The organism is Hyphomonas sp. KY3 (assembly GCF_017309975.1).
Lineage (GTDB): Bacteria > Pseudomonadota > Alphaproteobacteria > Caulobacterales > Hyphomonadaceae > Hyphomonas.
Window position 1 is genome coordinate 3,499,667 of sequence record NZ_CP022271.1, and the last position, 18,700, is coordinate 3,518,366.

At 58.7% G+C, this 18,700-nt stretch carries 16 protein-coding genes; 5 read left to right on the plus strand and 11 right to left on the minus strand.

Annotated features, from left to right (window positions below):
- Position 1 precedes the first annotated feature (1 nt).
- Complete coding sequence (locus tag CFA77_RS16870; RefSeq protein WP_206991674.1) at positions 2–646, minus strand: DsbA family protein; 645 nt, start codon at positions 644–646, stop codon at positions 2–4.
- 64 nt (positions 647–710) lie between these two features.
- Between CFA77_RS16870 and CFA77_RS16875 the strand changes: the two genes are divergently transcribed.
- Positions 711–1,667, plus strand: a complete 957-nt coding sequence (locus CFA77_RS16875; RefSeq protein WP_034814523.1) for an alpha/beta hydrolase — start codon at positions 711–713, stop codon at positions 1,665–1,667.
- A gap of 61 nt (positions 1,668–1,728) precedes the next feature.
- Here CFA77_RS16875 and CFA77_RS16880 read toward each other — a convergent pair whose 3' ends face one another.
- Positions 1,729–4,605 (minus strand): TonB-dependent receptor domain-containing protein, encoded by a 2,877-nt coding sequence (locus CFA77_RS16880; RefSeq protein ID WP_206991675.1) that lies wholly within the window; start codon positions 4,603–4,605, stop codon positions 1,729–1,731.
- 381 nt (positions 4,606–4,986) lie between these two features.
- Here CFA77_RS16880 and CFA77_RS16885 point away from each other — a divergent pair, with 381 nt between their 5' ends.
- Entirely contained in the window at positions 4,987–7,323 is a 2,337-nt protein-coding gene (locus CFA77_RS16885; RefSeq protein WP_206991676.1) for a TonB-dependent receptor, read from the plus strand.
- Between the two features lie 79 nt (positions 7,324–7,402).
- Entirely contained in the window at positions 7,403–8,806 is a 1,404-nt protein-coding gene (locus CFA77_RS16890) for a protein adenylyltransferase SelO family protein (protein WP_206991677.1), read from the plus strand.
- Between the two features lie 9 nt (positions 8,807–8,815).
- Here CFA77_RS16890 and CFA77_RS16895 read toward each other — a convergent pair whose 3' ends face one another.
- The 7 genes from CFA77_RS16895 to ftsE all read right to left on the minus strand — a co-directional run bounded on the left by CFA77_RS16895 (position 8,816) and on the right by ftsE (position 14,171).
- Entirely contained in the window at positions 8,816–9,379 is a 564-nt protein-coding gene (locus CFA77_RS16895; RefSeq protein WP_206991678.1) for an HNH endonuclease, read from the minus strand.
- Positions 9,380–9,519: 140 nt separating this feature from the next.
- Positions 9,520–10,167: a DNA-3-methyladenine glycosylase gene (locus CFA77_RS16900; RefSeq protein ID WP_206991679.1), complete on the minus strand. Its 648-nt coding sequence runs from the start codon at positions 10,165–10,167 to the stop codon at positions 9,520–9,522.
- Complete coding sequence (locus CFA77_RS16905) at positions 10,164–11,183, minus strand: DUF2125 domain-containing protein (RefSeq protein WP_206991680.1); 1,020 nt, start codon at positions 11,181–11,183, stop codon at positions 10,164–10,166. Before CFA77_RS16905 ends, CFA77_RS16900 begins: the two co-directional genes overlap by 4 nt.
- A gap of 19 nt (positions 11,184–11,202) precedes the next feature.
- Positions 11,203–11,943, minus strand: coding sequence for a 1-acyl-sn-glycerol-3-phosphate acyltransferase (locus CFA77_RS16910; protein WP_206991681.1), 741 nt, complete (start codon positions 11,941–11,943; stop codon positions 11,203–11,205).
- A gap of 19 nt (positions 11,944–11,962) precedes the next feature.
- Entirely contained in the window at positions 11,963–12,553 is a 591-nt protein-coding gene (locus CFA77_RS16915) for a YdcF family protein (protein WP_206991682.1), read from the minus strand.
- A complete protein-coding gene (locus CFA77_RS16920; protein WP_206991683.1) occupies positions 12,550–13,419 on the minus strand; it encodes an ABC transporter permease in 870 nt (289 codons plus the stop codon). Before CFA77_RS16920 ends, CFA77_RS16915 begins: the two co-directional genes overlap by 4 nt.
- Positions 13,420–13,421: 2 nt before the next feature.
- Positions 13,422–14,171 carry a cell division ATP-binding protein FtsE gene (gene ftsE, locus CFA77_RS16925; protein WP_206991684.1) on the minus strand — a complete coding sequence of 250 codons (750 nt, stop codon included), beginning with the start codon at positions 14,169–14,171 and terminating at the stop codon, positions 13,422–13,424.
- Positions 14,172–14,233: 62 nt separating this feature from the next.
- On the opposite strand from ftsE, the gene CFA77_RS16930 reads away from it, so the two are divergent.
- Together CFA77_RS16930 and CFA77_RS16935 are read left to right on the plus strand one after the other, a co-directional pair.
- A complete protein-coding gene (locus CFA77_RS16930; protein ID WP_206991685.1) occupies positions 14,234–14,950 on the plus strand; it encodes an MJ0042-type zinc finger domain-containing protein in 717 nt (238 codons plus the stop codon).
- Positions 14,947–15,477, plus strand: coding sequence for a phosphoribosyltransferase (locus CFA77_RS16935; RefSeq protein WP_206991686.1), 531 nt, complete (start codon positions 14,947–14,949; stop codon positions 15,475–15,477). Before CFA77_RS16930 ends, CFA77_RS16935 begins: the two co-directional genes overlap by 4 nt.
- Before the next feature lie 10 nt (positions 15,478–15,487).
- On the opposite strand, the gene CFA77_RS16940 is transcribed toward CFA77_RS16935, so the two are convergent.
- Both CFA77_RS16940 and CFA77_RS16945 read right to left on the minus strand, forming a co-directional pair.
- Positions 15,488–17,509, minus strand: coding sequence for a S9 family peptidase (locus tag CFA77_RS16940; protein ID WP_206991687.1), 2,022 nt, complete (start codon positions 17,507–17,509; stop codon positions 15,488–15,490).
- A gap of 73 nt (positions 17,510–17,582) precedes the next feature.
- On the minus strand, positions 17,583–18,569 hold the full coding sequence (locus tag CFA77_RS16945) for a D-glycerate dehydrogenase (RefSeq protein WP_034814504.1): 987 nt from the start codon (positions 18,567–18,569) through the stop codon (positions 17,583–17,585).
- Positions 18,570–18,700 lie beyond the last annotated feature (131 nt).

Genomic DNA, 18,700 nt, shown 5'->3' on the forward strand with positions numbered 1-18,700 from the left:
ACTACAGGCGCTGCACGCCAGACTGTTCCAGTCGCCATTCCAGCACATCCAGACGGTCCTGACCGAAGAAGGCCTCCCCTTCGAGCACCATCAGCGGCACACCCCAATGATGCGGGTCCTGAGCAGCCTGGTTCTCGGCAATCAAAGCTTCGAGCCGATCCTTCTCGGCTTCTTGCCGAGAGTCTAGATCAGCGAGGTCAAACCCTGCACGCGCCGCAGCTTCAGCCAGAGCGGTCCCTTCGGTCCAAGCCCCTCCTGACCAGATCAGGCTGGAGACTTCATCCATAAAGGCCCACCCCTCGGCGTCGCCAACCTCACATGCAAGAATGCCCATACGGGTCAGCCGTCCAATATGCGGCTGGTCCGGTGAAATCTCGCGGGTCATCATGTTCATGACGACGGGATCCGGATTGAGCGCTCCGAGCGGTAGCCCCAGATATTGCGACAGGCGGACAATATCCCTCATCAGATAGGGCACCCATTGCGGCCGTATTTCGGAGAAGAATTCCGGGGTTCGAATGGCAATCGGATAGACTGGACGAGGACCCACCCGCACATCCCAGACATTGCTCATGCTGCGAAGGCGCTTGGTCGCGAGATAGGAATAGGGCGAACGAAACGACCAAAAGACGTCAACGGTTTTCATATGGTCATCTTGGCGGCGTATTGCCGTCTTCACAAGGCCGGAATTTACCCCCATTTAGCCTGTCATGGGCTTCGATGATACCTTCCGCCAATTCATGGACAAATTCCAGATGCCGGACTTTTCCGCCGTTGACTGGAAAGGCTCGGTCGATCGTCTGCGCCAGCAATTCTATGTCGCCAGTCGCGCGATCGAGCGTGACGCCCCGGAAATGGCAAATATCTCGCTAATCACCATTCCCGGCCCCGGCGGGCCGATGAAGGCACGCATCTACACCCCCCTCGGCGCGGGCATTCCGCCCGGTCCGGGAATCATCTTCTTTCATGGCGGCGGCTTTGTGCTCGGTGACCTGGACAGCCATGACATGATCTGCAAACGGCTGGCCGAAGGCGCGCGCTCCAGGGTGATCGCGGTCGACTATCGGCTCGCGCCGGAGCACAAATTTCCTGCGGCCCATGAAGACGCCCTCGCCGCATGGAACTGGATCACCACCCATGCCGAAACGTGCGGGGTTGATCCGGACCGGTTGGCGGTCAGCGGCGACAGCGCTGGTGGAAACCTGTCAGCCTTTCTGGCTCAGGAATTGTTGCGGACGGGCCAAAAGGGCCCTGCCTTCCAGCTGTTGCTCTATCCGCTTGTTCAGTTTGTGGACATCCGGACGAAGAAGATGAGCTTTCAGGAAGGTGGCTTCTTCATATCGGCCAATCTGTTCGAGTACTTCCGCGATGCCTATATCGGGAATGATGCCGAACGAATGGATCCGCGTGTCTCGCCGCTCTTCGCAGAACCAAATGCGTTCAAGGGCCTTCCGCCGGCGCACTTCGTGCTATGCGGCTGGGACCCGCTCAAGGATGAAGGCCTCGCCTATGCCGACAAGATGGCGAGTTTTGGCGTGCGCGTCAGCGTGCGCGAACACCCGGGCATGGTACATGGCTTCATGAATATGACCGCCCTGTCAGATGCCGTGCGCGTTGCGATCCGCGATGCCGGCGTTGAAGCTGGCCGGGCACTTGGCGCCATCTGACAACCCGACATAAAAAAGGGGGCGACCCAAAGGCCGCCCCCAGTGCTGCATTCGATGGCAATCAGTTGCTGCCGCCGAAACGCTTGGTCACACTGATCTTGAATGTGCGGCCAAACGGATTGTGGGTATAGGGATCATAGTTCAGATCGAACTGTGCAAATGGCGGATCTTCATCCGTCACGTTGACCACTGACAGACCAAGGTCAAGGTCCCAAGCGGTCGACTGCCAAGTGTAGTACAGATCGAATGTCGTCTGGCTATCGATCTCCGTCGTGTTGTTGCCAGTCAGGTCGCCACGCTCATCGTCATATGCATCGATGTAACGCATCACAGCGCGGAAGTTGTGATCACCGAGCTCATAGTTGCCAAAGATGTTGGCTTTGAGCTGCGGCAGCGAGCGGGAGAAGTTCGACCGGTTGAATTGGCCAACCCGATCACCACCAGCAATCATCACGCCTTCGATTTCGAAATCGTCGACATCATACTCGATGATGTAAGTCGCTTCGCCACCAAGGGTGAAGGCTGCCGAATTGTCCATGTCCCAGACCTGCTCGGCGCGAACATCGACGCCGGACGTCTTGATGTCCGGACCATTCACGACATTGGTCTCGATACGAGCAATTCCGGACGCGGCCGGATTGGCCGGATCCTGGAATGTGATCCGTGAGAGGATCGGATTCTCAGTATCACCTGCCCCAATAGCCGCAACTGCAGCGCTCACAATAGACGCCTGATCTTCCACAATGATCGGATCAGAGAAGTCGAAATTGTAGTAGTCAAGCGACGCGGAGAAGCCGTTCTGATTGTCGAAGAGCGCCCCCACATTGAAGCTGAACGCCGATTCCGGGCTCAGTGCACCGTTACCAAACTGGTCAACTGCCTTGAAGGCGGAGGTCGGCGCCACGAATTGCAGCGTGGTCACCGCACCGCTCAACTGGTTGAGGGTTGGTCCACGGAACGACGTCTGAGCCGATCCGCGCAGAGCGAGGTTGTCGTTGGCCTGCCACTTGATCGCAACCTTCGGGTCGAAGGTGGATCCGACATCACCGCCATAATCCTCGTACCGCATGGCGACCTGCATATCGATGTCGTCATAGAGCGGCACCTGCAATTCGCCAAAGATCGCGTAGATGGTCTGGTCTTCGTCTGCTGGCGTAGTCCCCGCCAGGAACGAATAAGGGCCCGTGCCGCCCGGTCCGGGCGTAACCGTCAGGTCGGTCAATGCAGTCGGCTCGACCTTGTAGCTTTCCCGGCGTACTTGCGCGCCGACAGCCCAGCCGATTTCACCACCTGCCGCCTGAACACCGCTCAGACCCGAAACAGACGCGTCCCATACCAACAGATCGGTTGTGACGGTCGTGCTGTTTCCGTCCGTCAGCCAGTCGGCCAACGTCGCGGAATTTTCGAGGCCCGGAACATAGTTCGGATTGGCCGCACCTGTTACGCCGCTTGAAGGAATAGCGTTGGAAAAGGGATTGTAGTATTCACAGCTTCCAGCGCCCGCTACGAGGGATCCGGTGTAGCCGGCGGCAAAAGGCTGGCTACCAGTCGCCGGATCATTCCCGGTTACAGGATCTGTACAGACACCATAGCCATTCAGTGCGGCCGTAAAGCCGAGAATGTAGGTATCGTTCGTCAGCCGCTCACCCTCGGTTGAGGAATAGCTGAGCGCTGTGTCCCATGTCAGGCCGTTCTCGAACTGACCCGTCAGGTCACCTGCAAGACGGTGGCTCTTATAGGTCCGGAAGCCCTCCTGAGCTCCGCCGGTGCCAGGGTAGCCGCCCCAGCCAAAGGACCGTCCAATATAGAGTGCAGCCAGTGTGCCTGCAGGGAAATCACCCGGATTGTCAGCCATGTATTGCTGGAAACCGGGATTGGAAGCGGGCACCACTTGTGTGGCCAGTTCCTGGGGCGGATATGAAGGAGACGTCTTCCAGGACGGCACGTCGCTATAGCCGTAAAGCGCTTCCAGATGAAGATCGACGCCATTCTCGAAGGTCCGGTTGTATTCAGAAAAGATCTGGTAGCGCTCTTCTTCCTCAACCAGATTGTCATACTGCGTAAACTGGAATCGGCAGGTCGGTGCCAACACACCGCCGAGGGGTTCACAGCCATTGTCATTCACGTTTGCCGCAAGCGGACCGAGAGCGCCTCCCAAATCAGGGCGAATACCAAGCGGCACATAGCGTCCTGGATTCGACAGGGACGACCAACCACCGACCGGATTATCGGCGAAAGGAAGGATCGCCCAGTCTTTTTCGAGCAGCGGCACTTCGCTACGTGAGTTGTAGCCGACCGACGTCACCCAGTTCCAGCTTCCGCCCTGCATGCCGTAGGCGGCATTGATGTTGTAGTCGCCGTCCGTACCGTCGAACTGCGAGTAATCCCCGCCGACTTCAAAACCATCGAGGTCGGACCGCGTGATAAAGTTCACAACACCGGCAATGGCATCAGATCCGTAGATTGCGGCCGCGCCGTCTTTCAGGACTTCGATCCGGCCGACAGCGGCGCTCGGGATCATATTGGTATCCACGAAGAGCTGCGCCTGCTCCCCAATCGAATAGGGGTGATAGGTCTGGCGGCGTCCGTTGATCAGGACCAATGTCCTGGCTGGGCCAAGCCCGCGGAGGTTGACGTTGGACGTACCTTCCAGGCCGTTCGAGGCGAACTGGTTGGTCTGTCCATCAACACCTGACGACACGCCGAGATTCCGGATCAGCTCCGTTATCGATGGCGAACCCTCAAGCTTCAATTCAGCGGCGGTCAGCACGTCGACTGGCAGCGCGGCATCTTCTGGCGTACCCGCGATCAGCGAGCCAGTAACGGTGACAGTCGACTGGCGCAGCTCGCTTCCGTCTTCCTCCTGCGCGACAGCGGGCATACCGACTGCCAGCGCAACGCAAGACGCACTTATCCACATTTTCATTTGGTGTTTCATATACTTCCTCCCGTGGTGTGAGCGACCGGATCTGGTGTCCGGCTCATGTCTCACTCACAGGCAGCATATGCTCGCTTCCGGACGGAAACAGGGTAATTTTGTTGTGCGGCGCAACAAATCGACGCGCCTTCCTTTGAGGAAGCTCATATTACAACGTTGTCTATGTTTGGCGTGTAATCCAGACCTGCACAATTTCTGAACAAATTAGGTCGGAAACGGCCCGATTGTGGCGCAAATGTTACAGTAAAAAACAATCCCCGACAGTCTCGTTATTTGAGGCTGAATCTATCGAAATAACGATTATTTTTAATCGTACCCGCCACCAAGAGCGGGCTCCGAAATACCCTCCCGGAACTAAAATATTACAATCAGGAAACTGCTATGCATCTCAAACAATCGTTGTTTGCGACGGCTTCTGCCGTCCTTCTAATTGCGACCAATGCTCAGGCTCAGGAAGCCGAAACCGAGCGCGAATCGGCAATCGATCGCGTGCTTGGAACGGTCACCGTGACCGCCACGAAGAAAAAAGATGTCGAGAATGTTCAGGACGTGCCCGTCGCGGTGACGGCCTTCAACTCCGACACACTTGACGCGCTGAACGTCACAACGCTGGAAAGCCTGTCTTACTCATCCCCGAACGTTTCGCTGGATGATGTGGGCACGTCACGCGGCACGGCGAACTTCGCCATTCGTGGTCTTGGCGTGAACTCGTCCATCCCATCGATCGATCCGGCCGTCGGTGTCTTCGTTGACGGTGTCTACCTCGGCGTGAACAGCGGCGTTGTCGTCGACCTGTTCGACGTGGACAGCATCGAGATCCTGCGCGGTCCTCAGGGCCTGCTCTTCGGACGCAACACAACAGGTGGTGCGGTTGTCATCAACTCAGGCAATCCGACCGACGAATTCACCTACAAGCTCGGTGCCAAGGTCGATGGCCCTGTGGATGAAGACCGTGGTGGCGCCAGCGCCACTGTGCAGGGTTATGTCTCCGGCCCGCTGATTGAAGGCGTGCTGAACGGCAAGATCGGCGCTTCCTATACGAGCGATGCCGGCTACTTCGAGAACCAGTACAATGGTGACAATCACGGCGAACTCCAGACCGCGACCTATCGCGGCGCGCTGGAATTCACGCCAACCGAGCGTCTCTCCTTCCTCGGCAAGATCGAATACACAGACAGCCGTGGCGACGGCCCGTCTGGCCAAAACCGGTCCTATTTCGACCGTGACACGTTTGATTTCTCGATCAACGAGCCAGGTCTGGCAGAATCCGAAACCATCTTCGGCTCCCTTCGCACCGACTATGATGTCGATTTCGGCAACGGCCGGATCACCAACATCATTGGCTATCGTGACTACGACTCGCAGTCAGTTGGCGATATTGACGCGACCCCGTTCACGCTCTTCCACTCCGGTGCAGAGCTGACACAGGAGCAGATCTCTGACGAACTGCGTTACGCCGGTACGTTCGGCAAAGCAGACGTGACGACAGGCCTGTACTATTTCGAACAGGAAATCGCCTACACTGAAACACGCAACCTGCCGACGACCCGCCCGGCAACCCTGCCGGCATCGATTCCGTGGGGCTTCTATGGTGGTGGACGTCAGGATCACACGGTCTGGGGCGCATTCGCCAACGTCGATTACGCCTTCACGGACAAGCTGGTTGGTACTGTCGGCCTTCGCTATTCCAACGAAGAGAAAGACGCAGACGTCGTCTACATCCGCCCACGCGGCGAATGTTCTGTCGTCAGCGGCACCTGTTCGCCGGATGGCACCAACGCGCTGATCTCCTTGATCACCGGCGGGGCCGCACAGGAGCCGAACGGTTTCAGCGACAGCAATGAATGGTCGAACTGGACACCGAAAGTCGGCGTGCAGTATTTCTGGAACGACAATCTGCAGACCTATGGTCACTACACCAAAGGCTTCCGCTCCGGTGGTTACAACTTCCGGATCACCGATATCCCGATCTTCTACCAGTTCGTGGCCGAGACCGGCGATTTCGGATTTGATGAGGAAGAAGTCGACGCCTTCGAAGCTGGTTTCAAGACCAGCAGTGAAGACGGTCGTATCCAGGTCAACGGTGCCGTGTTCCACACGGAAATCCAGAACATGCAGCGTGAGGTCAACACCGCTGGTTCATCCGGCGTGGTCCAGAACATCATCAACACTGCCGATGCGTCCATCACGGGCGTTGAAGTGGATGGCCGAGTTGCCTTCGCAGACTCCTGGCTCGCCACGTTCAATGTCGGCATGATCGATGCGTCCTATGATGACGTGTTCTTCGATCTCGATGCGGACGGTGTTGTTGGTGACAGCGATCTCGCACTCGACCTCCCACGCGTGCCACAGGCAACTTGGGGCGTTGGCCTGATCAAGGATGTCGATCTGGGTGATTCCGGTGCGCTCATCGGCCAGGTGAACTACCAGTATCGCGATCGCATCGCGTATACAGACAGCAACTTCGGCTGGGTTCAGTCCGCCAACATGCTGGACGCGAACCTGACCTGGGAAACGCCTGTCGACGGCCTTGCTGCATCGATCTACGGCAAGAACCTGCTCGACGAAGTTCAGGCGGGTAACGACACCCAGCTGCCCTTCCCGGGCCCGCTCTCGACCGGTGTGAACTATACTTACCAGGCCCTTCCGGCCGGTGGTACGTTCTCCCCGCTCAAGAAAGGTCGCCTTGTTGGCCTCGAACTGACCTACGAATACTAGGATCAGTTCTTCTCAATCTTTTCGGAAAGGGCGGCCCGGCGGGTCGCCCTTTCTTCATTCAGGCCCTATGTGAGAGCGCATGACCCAGACACCCCCCATTCTCGCCATAGCCAACTTTATAGGCGATCCCGTCGATTCTGCGGATTTCCCGAAACATTCAGTACGGTACTGGAACACGCGTTGGGCTAACGAGGTAGGTCTGGGCGATCTGGATGCTGCTGATCAAGCCACCCATTTCGGCCAGTTCACGCCCCTGCCCGAAAATCTGCAACAGCCCCTCGCCCTGCGCTATCATGGCCACCAGTTCGGCACCTACAATCCGCAACTGGGCGATGGACGCGGCTTCCTGTTTGCACAGGTCCGCGACACGGGCTCACGCCTGCTCGATCTAGGTACGAAGGGCTCTGGTCAGACGCCATGGAGTCGCCAAGGCGATGGCCGCCTGACGCTCAAGGGTGGCGTGCGCGAGATTCTTGCCGCGAATTACCTCGAAGCCCTTGGCGTAAACACGTCCAAGCCGTTCGCCCTGATAGAGACCGGCGAACAGCTGGCCCGGAACGATGAACCCTCCCCGACTCGCTCTGCCGTACTCACTCGCCTGTCACACAGTCACATCCGCTTCGGCAGCTTCCAGCGCCTCGCCTATCTCGAACAGCCAGATGATCTCGCCCGGCTCGTCGACTATGTGGTGACGAACTTCCATCCTCTGGCGAAGGATGAGGATGTCAGTCGCAAGACGGTAAACATGCTCTCGGCCATAGCGTCCGCGACCGGTCACATGATCGGGCAATGGATGACCGCTGGTTTCGTGCATGGCGTAATGAACACGGACAATTTCAATATTACAGGCGAGACATTCGATTTCGGTCCGTGGCGGTTCCTGCCGATTTCCGATCCGAACTTCACCGCCGCCTATTTCGACCAGCAGGGTCTATACCGTTTCGGGCGCCAACCCCTGCAGGGTGGATGGGCACTCCAACAACTCGCCTCCGCCCTCTTGCCCCTCGCTGGGGCGGAAGACCTCGCCACTGGTCTCAAGCCTTATGAACGCGCCTATCAGGAAAGCTTCATTTCTCACACTCATGCCATGCTCGGCATTGCACCATTCGGTGATCCTGATGCGGATACGGAGTTCCTGCAGGCATTCTACGCGTGGATGACCGAGACAGGTGCGAGCTGGCCGCAAACCTTCTTTGACTGGTTTGGCGGGCATGAAAGCACCTCGCGGGCCGACGCCTCCCCCAAGGCTGCGCTCTATAAGGAAGACCGGTTTTCGCCTGTGCGGGACGCGCTGGTCGCTCGTAGCCCGGTCCGGCCCGAACGCCTTCAGCACGCCTACTTCCAGGCCCCTGCCCCGGTCAGCCTGGTGATCGATGAAGTCGAGGCGGTCTGGGCGCCCATTGCCGAGTCGGACGACTGGTCAGCTTTGCACGCAAAGCTCGACCATATCGAACAGGCGCGCCTTGCCTATGACTGGCACTAACCCCTTCGATCAGCCTTCCAGTTCGATGTCCCAATAGAGATAATCCATCCAGGTCTCATGCAGGTGGTTGGGCGGGAATTTTCGGCCAATCTCCTGAAGCTGGTAGTTGTTTGGCCGCGCCGGGCGCCGCATCAGCTGCATGTCGGTATGCTTGAGCAGTTTTCCGCCTTTGCGAAGATTGCAGGGGCTGCAGGCGGCGACGATGTTTTCCCATGTTGTCCGACCGCCCTTGGAGCGCGGAATGACATGGTCGAAGGTCAGATGCTCCGACGTGCCGCAATAGGCGCACTCGAAACCATCGCGCAGGAAGACATTAAAGCGGGTAAAAGCCGGCGGGCGATCCTGCCGGACAAAATCCCTTAGCGCGATCACGCTGGGCAGGCGGAACTCCGTGCTCGGGCTGCGGACGACATAATCATATTCCGCGATGATATCGACACGGTCGAGGAACACGGCTTTCACCACTTCCTGCCAGGGCCACAAAGAAAGGGGATAATAAGAGAGCGGCCGAAAATCAGCGTTCAATACGAGAGCGGGCCGGCCGCTCGGGGGGGCCGAAATGATCTCAGCCATGGGTCACCTCCATGACACTGAGAAGATATGTCTGTTTGAACCGACTGAAGGCGTAGCTCCTTTTCGTCTCGCCCCTGCTTTAGGTGATTCACATAATGAGATTATGACAGTTGCGGCGTTTTGCAACGCTGTCCAGATGGTCAGGCCTGAGGGCTCGGCTGGGCCGCCTTGGCGCGCCGGTCGTTGATCCAGCCCCAGAGCAGATGTGCCGCCACGCCGCGATAGGGTCGCCAGCACTCGGCATGCGCAGTGAATTCCTTGATTTCCATACGGGTTTCGACCTCCAGAAGCAGCTTGTGCGCCTCCATCAAGCCAACATCACCCACCGGGAAAGCGTCCGTCGCGCCGACCGAATAGAGCAGGAACAATTCCGCAGTCCACGGGCCGATTCCCTTCACCGAGATCAATTCCTTGCGCGCAACATCCAGATCAGAAGTGCAAACACGCTCAAGGTCGAGCCTGCCTGTGGTCATCGCCTCGGCAATCGAGATCATGTGCTGAACCTTGGGGCGGGACATGCCACACGCCCGAATATCTTCGGGATCCGCAGCCAGAACAGCCACCGGCGTCACTTCGCCAAACATCGCCTGGGTGCGTTCCCAGATTCTGCCGGCAGCCGTAGTAGAGAGTTGTTGATAGGAAATCAGCCGACAGAGCGCCGCATAGCAGGGTTCGCCCACCCGCCATTCCGGAATACCCAGTTCGTCATAGGCTCTCGCCAATGCGGGGTCTGCAGCGGCCAGTGTCTCGCAGGCCGCGCTCAGCACCCGCCGCGAGGGCGCCGTCAATAGCCCGGCTCTGGCAGTGTGCCGACCGGGATCAGACCCATCCTCACTTCACTGTCCTTGATGGTGAAGGTCAGGAAGCCACCATCCGCAGATGAGGTTTCCAGCATGGTCAGCATGGCATTTTCCTGCTGTCCCAACTGGCCGGAGGCATCCAGCGCGTCGCGCAACTCGTCCGCACTTTCTATCCGCATGCCCAGAGAGCCATGCGCCAGGCCGTCATCAAACTTGATGTCGCCCTTTACGCCGAGATCCAGCGGGCCCCAATCAAGCAGACCTTGCGCAATTTCGACTGCGCCATCTTCCTGCACGAGCGCGCGATGGAAGCGTTCCGGATTGCCGCCGCTGCGAATCCAGGCCGGAAAGAAGCTGCGCACTTCGCCGATCAGACGTGAAGGTCCGATCGTGTCGCCAAGAAACTCTGCGCCTTGCGGGGCTGCATTGATGGTCAGCCGGTCCCATTGCAGGGCGATCATCAAATCATCTTCTGCGCCTTCACGCGGTTTCAGGTTCAGGGAAAACCCGGTTGTCGCATAGGTCTCGCCATCGATCAGCGCCGTCGCATTGCCCATTTGCAGGCCGATGCGCTCAATCGTGTCGCTGTTCCAGGAGAGGCTGGCGGCGGATGTCTTGTCCAGTGTCACGGTCTGACGAAGCCCGCCTGCCTCCGTTAGCAGGTTCCGACCCGGCGAATAGGCGATGACATGCTGCCAGTTCCAGGGCTGCATGACGAGGCGCAATTGCTCACCTTCCCAGCGGGGCGCACCGGCCGGCTGGTAGACCGGATCGTTCACGACCAGCTCGAACCGATAGGGAAACCCGCCCAACGACTTGGAGGAATATTCAAGCTCAGCGCCATTGGCACGTTCTGCCGCTATCCATTCATCAATGCCCTTGTCGAGTTGGTCTTTCGCTATGAACCAATAGGCTGTCCATGCGCCGACGAGGATCAGCAGCAGGACAAATGGCGCATAGAGCCAGAACCGAGATTTTTTCCGAGAGGTGGAGGGCTCGACCATAGACGTGTCCTGAAGCGAGTTAGTGGGCGAGGCGACCCTGCACGGTACGGCCCTCGGCAACAAGAGCGTCTGATGCGGTCTCGAGTTCCGATTGCAGCCGGCTCATCAATTCCTTGCGTGGCAGGCCCGCCGGAATGGGCGGCAGGATCTCGTAGATGATCGTCCCCTTGCTGCGCTTCACTCCCCGACCCGGCCAACACAGGCCAGCATTTGTCGCCACCGGCAGGATGGGCGCCTCAATACCCTTGGCGAGCGCCGAAATACCGGCCGCATGGTAGGCAGGCTCGGCCCCTGGCACCGTGCGTGTCCCTTCCGGGAAGATCACGATCTGGCGACCATCGTCGGCGCGCTCCCTTGCAGCTGCGACCATCTTCTTCAGCGTTCTCGTATTCCCCGCTCGGTCAATCGGGATCATCGCCGCCTTCAGCGCGTACCAGCCAAGGAACGGATACCACATCAATTCCTGTTTCAGGATGATCGCCGGTGCAGGCATCACGAGGAAAGGAATGAACACGTCCAACATGCAATTGTGCTTGCCCGCATAAAGCACCGTACCACGCGGCATGTTCTGGCGGCCGCGTATTTCCACGCTGATGCCGCAAAACACTTTCAGCCCCCAAATCAGGCCGCGCGCATACAGGCTGATCGCCCAGAACGTCACCGATTTCGGCAACAGCAATGCCGGAAGGGCCAGCAGGCCCAGAACGGCCATCAGCCCGTACATCCAGATTACGAACAGGATCGAACGAAACATCATCATTGGACTACCAGATAACCGGTCATTCGAAGGTCGTCACGCGCCACTTGGCCCATTCGAGGAATACGCCCCGAAAGGAATCAGGATCGCTCCAAATTGAAGCGGGATCATTCACCGTGCGCACAGGCCACGCGACCAACTCGATATCGGGCATCGACTTTTTCAGCACGATCAGGCTGCGCGGCATGTGATAATCAGATGTCACGATGATCAGCTTCTTGTAGTCGCGCTCATATGCCCAGGCAGCGGTTTCCTCGGCATTGCCCCGCGTAGATTCAGCAACATAGCCAATATCCACGCAGCACGCCCACACATCAGCGGCGCCCCCCGCCAGAGTGATCAAATCTTCCACAGGCACATCCGGGTTCACGCCGGAAATGAGCAACCGTGCGCCACGCCCCTGCATTACCAGTTCCACGCCCGCAGCAATGCGCAGGCCGGACCCTCCTGTCAGCGCCACGATCGCATCGCCAGTGACTTCTGGTGAATGGTCAGCCTTCGCGGCGCGGTTCGCAAACAGCACAAAGTCCAGCGCCGCCAACAGCAACACCGCCACTCCGATCGCCGGCACCACGCCGATGCGTCGTTTCTTCAGTCGTTTTTCACCGCTCACATGACACTCTTCAGAGAACGGATGACAGTTACACGTGCTGCAAGGCGCGCAGCAAGTCCCGCAATCAGCGGGGTGATGATCAGAATGATCAGGTCCAGGAAATCCAGGCTCAGCTCAGGCAGCAAGCCGGTTCGCGCGCCGCTGGAATGGACCGCGAATATCATCGCCGCTGCCGCGCCGAGGGCGAGCAAGGCTCCTACTGCTCCTGCCCGAATGCCGAGCAACCAGAAGCGTCGCTCGAACAGGCCGGCAATGTACCGATCCCGCGCGCCTGCCAGATGCAGCACATCGACAATATCCCGACGCGCCAGCAACGCGGCATGTGTTGCAAAGGCGATCACGGCGACCGCCGTTGATGCCAGAAGCGCGACAGCCGTCAGCGCCACCAGCCGGGCAATCGCCAGCATGCGTCGAACATCTCCGGCCCAATCGGCATGCTCGTCCACAGCGTTTACAAATCCCGCCTCGGTGAGGCGGCGCTCCAGAGTTGGCCCGATAAACTCCACATCCGGCTCGGCGGTGACCGCGATCAGCTGTGGCAGGGGCAGGCTTTCCGGCAAGCCCCGGCTACCAAAATTCGGCTCCAGCAGCGCATCAATTTCCGCTTTCGACAACAAACGCGCTTCACGAATGCCGTCGGTCGACTCAATCAGCTTTCGCGCGGCTTCTGCGCCACGCCGGTCAGCATCCGGCAGCGACACGGTCAGCTCGCCTTCGACTTCTGCCGTCCAGCTGCGCGCCGCGCCATAGGTCGACTTCGCTGACAGCGTCGCCAGCGCCGCAAGAAAACACAGTGCCCCAACCACAAAGAACAGGGCCATTTCGCGCGCGTCCTCAAGCGGCAGGAGAGGAGTTTCCTTCGCCATGCCTATTCCACCGCCTTCGAAAGGTCTGTCCGCCGTCGTGCGGCCGGCCCATATTCCACATCCTGTACCAGCAGGCCGTGCTGCAGGCGAAACACCGGCGCCTCGACCTGCCGCACCAGTCCCAGATCGTGGGTCGCGATAATCACCGTCGTAGCCCGGCGCTTGTTCAGCTCAAGGAACAGCCGCATCAGGCGCGAGCCCATCTCCGGGTCGACATTGCCCGTCGGCTCGTCCGCAATCAGGATGTCCGGCTGGGTCACCACGGCGCGGGCGATGGCCACGCGCTGCTGTTCGCCGCCCGAAAGCGTGGTCGGCCGCGCATGCATCCGCTCGCCAAGCCCGACCCAGGCCAGCAATTCCTCGACATCGCTGCGATAGGTCGACTCTTTCCGGCCCAACACCCGCAGCGGCAGCGCAACATTCTCATATGCGGTCAAATGGTCCAGCAGGCGAAACTCCTGGAAGACAACGCCAACCCGGCGACGCAATGCCGACAGCTGATCTCGCGTCAATCGGCTCGTCGGGCGGCCAAACAGGGAAACTTCGCCCCGTGTCGGTTTCAGTGCGAGATAAAGCAGCTTCAGCAAGCTGGTCTTGCCTGCGCCAGAGGCACCCGTCAGAAAGCTGAATGATCCGGGTTTCAGGACCAGATCAATCCCGCTAAGGATATCCTCTGACGAGTCATAGCGCAGCGAAACACCATCGAGGCGTACGGCAACATCGTCAAACAGGTCGTGGCGGGAAAGAGTCATAGGCTCCTGTCCTGTGCGCGGGCGAATGGATTATTGGGGCGAATTGCGGGAAACACCAAGACATGATCCTCACCTGTCCCAATTGTGAAACCCAGTATTTCGCCGATGACTCAACAATCGGTGAAAGCGGACGCACTGTTAAGTGCGCGGCCTGTGGCGGATCCTGGTTTGTTGAACCAAAACATCTGGACGAAACGGTCCGGCGCACCCCCGCCGCGGCCCACGAGATTTATCGCGAAAAAGTCCGCGAGCAACGCCGTCGCAAGAGCCGTACGGCCGCCTTGCTCTCCTGGTTGGTCACCGCAGGCCTGTTCTTCTCCCTCGGTGTTGGGGCCATCATGTACCGCAATGAAGTGGTGAAGCTCTGGCCGCAGGCGGGCAGCATCTACAAACAGATCGGGTTCAATGTGAACCGGTTCGGGCTCGACTTCGAAGATATCCAGCGCAGCCGCACCTTCAATGACACGGTCCCGGTCGTCACTGTGGCAGGCAAGGCCCTCAATATTTCGCGCTCTACCGTCGACACGCCAGCGGTGCGCGTCGACCTGAAAGACGAAATCGGCGCCGTGGTTGCCACCAAGTACGGCCGCATCCGGCCTGACCAACTGGCGGCAGGCGAATCGGGAACGTTTCAGGTTGTCGTCGAACAGGCGCCGATGGAAAGCTTCGAGATCGAACTCAAATTCGTCGATCTTTCCGATATGCCCCCGCGGGACGATACCCCGGATCCTACCACTGAAGACCTCATGGCCACCGAAACGGAAACGCCCGCCGAATGACCGACCTGCCCAAAATCGAAGTAATCGTGCCTGAAGACGAACTGTTGGCCCAGATCGACAAGCTGGCGGACACGCTGGCCCCGCGCCTGACGGGGGAGTGGACGATTGTCTCGATCCTGATCGGGGCCACACCCTTCACGGCGGATCTGATGAAGGCCCTCGCCCGGCGCGATATCCACCCCACCCTCGACGTGATCTGGCTGGAATCCTATCGCGACGCGCGCGAAAGCTCGGGTCGCGTGGTCGTGCGTGCAGACCTTGCCCGGTCCGTGAAGGACAAGGGCGTCATCATTCTGGATGATGTCTACGATACGGGCCGCACGCTGGCCTTTGCCAAGACCCATTTGCTGTCCAAGGGCGCGCGGGAAGTTATCACCTGCGCTCTGACCCAAAAGCCCTGGGCCCCACGCGGCGCAGACGGCGTCGACTATTGCGCCATCGATGCGCCGGGCCGCTACCTGGTCGGCTATGGCATGGACGATGCCGGCAAATACCGCGGCCTGCCATATATCGGCGCGCTGGACTAGGGCCGCCTGGCTAATTCACCGGCAGGTGCGTCTCCAGAAAGGCGAGGATCTCGGTGTAGTAGGTCAGCTCGTCTTCTTCAGGCATGTAAGAATGAGAGGAGTTTTCCAGCGTCACAAGCCGGAAGAACTTACCTGCTTTGCGTAGGGCCTTGTCCATACGTTCGGCTTGTTCGTAGTCTACCACACCATCATCCTTGCCATGCAGGATCAGAAGAGGTCGTGACAGATTTCCCGCATGCTCGACCGGCGAAACTGCTTTAATGGTCTCCTTGTCGCGCCCCGGGTGGCCAATATGAGCCACCCAGTACTGATAGGCTTCGGAATTGCTACCCTCTTCACGTCGTTCACGACGCAAGAATGCAAGTAAGTCACTGACCCCTGCTGCAGCAATCACACATTGATATTTTTCGGGGGTCAGCGTGGCGGCCGCCATCGCGGCATACCCACCATAAGAATAACCGAAAATGCACGCGCGGTCTGCTTCCGCCAATCCCTCGGCCACAAGATGGTCAAATCCATCTTCCACATCGGTCTGCATGGCCCGCCCCCATTGCCGCCGCCCCATGTCAGCAAACGCCTTCCCGAAGCCGGAAGAGCCACGGAAATTGGGTTGGAACACCTGGTATCCGCGCGCCACAAGTATTTGCACGTCCTGATCGAAGGTGACCATGTCCCGCATTTCCGGACCACCATGCGGCATCACGACCAGCGGGGGCGGAGGCGCACCTTCAGCCATCGGAGGACGGGTGAGGTATCCACGCAATTCCAGTCCGTCGCGCGCGGTATAGGTCACAACATCGGTGGCACCGAACGTCTTATCGTTGAGGCGCTTGCGCTGGTTACCGAGTTCCGTCGCCCCCGCAGTTTCCAGATTGTAGATATGATACGACCCCGGTTCACGCGGCCCGACGGCCTTGAGCAGCCATCGCTTGCCATCCTCGCTGGAATCGAGCGGGATCACATTGACCTCATTCCCGAAATACGTGTCCAACGCATCCAGATGACTCTGGATCAGGGGATCGTCCATCTCAATGACGAGGCGGTCATCATAATAGAACACCCCCACCAATTCTCGAGTTTCGGTGTTGAAGAATCCATCTTCAATATCGACCTTTTCATGTTTACGCACAGTTTCGACAATTTCATCCCGCTCGAAATCGTAAAGATGGATGCCAGCCTTGTCTTCATCATCCGGCCGGGCGGACACATAATAAGTCGTCTCTGTAGGACCGGGATAAAGCACCTGGAAGTCTAGCGCCGCCTCGTCATTCTGGCGCGATTTGAGGCGTACCGTACGGATCTTTCGCCATTTGATCGAACCGTTTTTCCGGTCTTCGCGCGCATAAATATAAATGACTGTGCCCCGCGCATTTTTATTCAAGCGAAAGGCCGGCTCCCCATTCCTGTCTGTGTACCACGCATAGGTGTTTCTCGTTCCTGTCGCGATCCGCTCGACTGTACCATCGGTGACATTTACCTTGAACAGGTCGAGGTCTCCGTCCAGGCGCGCAGGCATCAGGATATGGTCCGGATCATCCGGCAACATGTCCGTTACCGAGGTCAGACTGAAGTTCCGGTGCACGCTTTTCTCTTCCTGGAACATGGCGACCGTCTTCCCGGTTTCACGCTCAATGGAGGCTAGTCGGGAAAAGGATCTAGGAATGGTCCGACTGTCCTCGTTCCAGTCTCGCAATTCCTGGCGAGACATGTTGCGACCAGACCGGATGTCGACATATCCTGTCAGCGCGACGAGCAATCGGTCATCGCTGATCCAGTCGACCCAGCGAATGTAGAAATCCCCCAAATTGGTCGCATCGAGTGTCGGCGCCGGATTATCCAGATCGAGCAGGACCAGAAAGTCCTCGCCGTCGACGCGGCGCACGCCTGACATATACCGGCCAGATGGCGACAATTCCGGACTCCAGAAATCCAGATCGCTCAGGAATTCTTCAAGCGTTGGAGGAGCGGGTTCCTGCGCAACCGCATGACCGCAAACAAAAAAAGCGGCCAAAACCGCCAGAATACGCAACACCAGATCAGCCCTCCCGGAAGACCCGTAGACTGGAAAACCAGCGCAATCAGGTCAACCGGAAATGGAGGCAAAACTACAAAATTGCGGGGATTACGCGGTCTGGTGGGCGGTGGCCGTCGGCGAAGGTCTTGATGTTGATGATGACCTTCTCGCCCATCTCGGTACGGCCCTCGATCGTGGCCGAGCCCATATGCGGCAGCAGAACGACATTCGGCAGGCCGAACAATTCTTCATTCACTGTCGGCTCGCGCTCGAACACGTCGAGCCCCGCCCCGGCAATCTTGCCCGCCTTCAGCGCGCGGGCCAGCGCTGCCTCATCGATCACCTCACCGCGGGCCGTATTCACGATATAGGATTCCGGCTTCATCAGCTCGATCCGGCGGGCATTCATCAGGTGGAATGTTGCGGGCGTGTGCGGGCAGTTTACCGAGACGATGTCCATGCGCGCGAGCATCTGGTCGAGGCTGTCCCAATAAGTCGCCTCCAGCAATTCCTCGATGCGCGGGCTGACCGGTTTGCGGTTGTGATAATGGATCTGCAAGCCAAAGGCTTTTGCGCGGCGGGCAACCGCTTGACCGATACGCCCCATGCCGATGATGCCCAGCCGCTTGCCGGCGAGTCGGCGGCCCATCATCCAGGTCGGCGTCCAGCCGTCAAAGCCGCCCGTATTCATGATCTGCGCACCTTCGAACAGGCGGCGCGGCACTGACAGGATCAGTGCCATGGCGACATCCGCCGTATCATCGGTCAGCACGCCGGGCGTGTTGGTCACGGTGATGCCGCGCTGTACGGCACTCTGCACGTCAATATTGTCCACACCCGCGCCGAACTGGGCAATCAGGCGCAACTGGTCCCCTGCCCGGGCCATGATCCGGCCGTCCAGTTTGTCAGTTACCGTGGGTACCAGCACGTCGGCGGTCTGCATCGCCTCGACCAGTTCCTCCTGCGTGAAGGGGTGATCATCATTGTTCAGCCTCGCATCGAACAATTCCTTGAGGCGCAATTCGACCGGCGCCGGGAGTTTTCGGGTGACAACGACTTTCAACTTCTTCGCGGACATAGGAACTCTTTTTGCAAATATTCTCATTCGGGCCTTAGCAGAGGGATTAGACCACGCCAACGCTTCATATTTTACACAAGATTCATTCGGCTATGGAATTCTATCCCCTCGCAGACATGGGAAAAGACTGC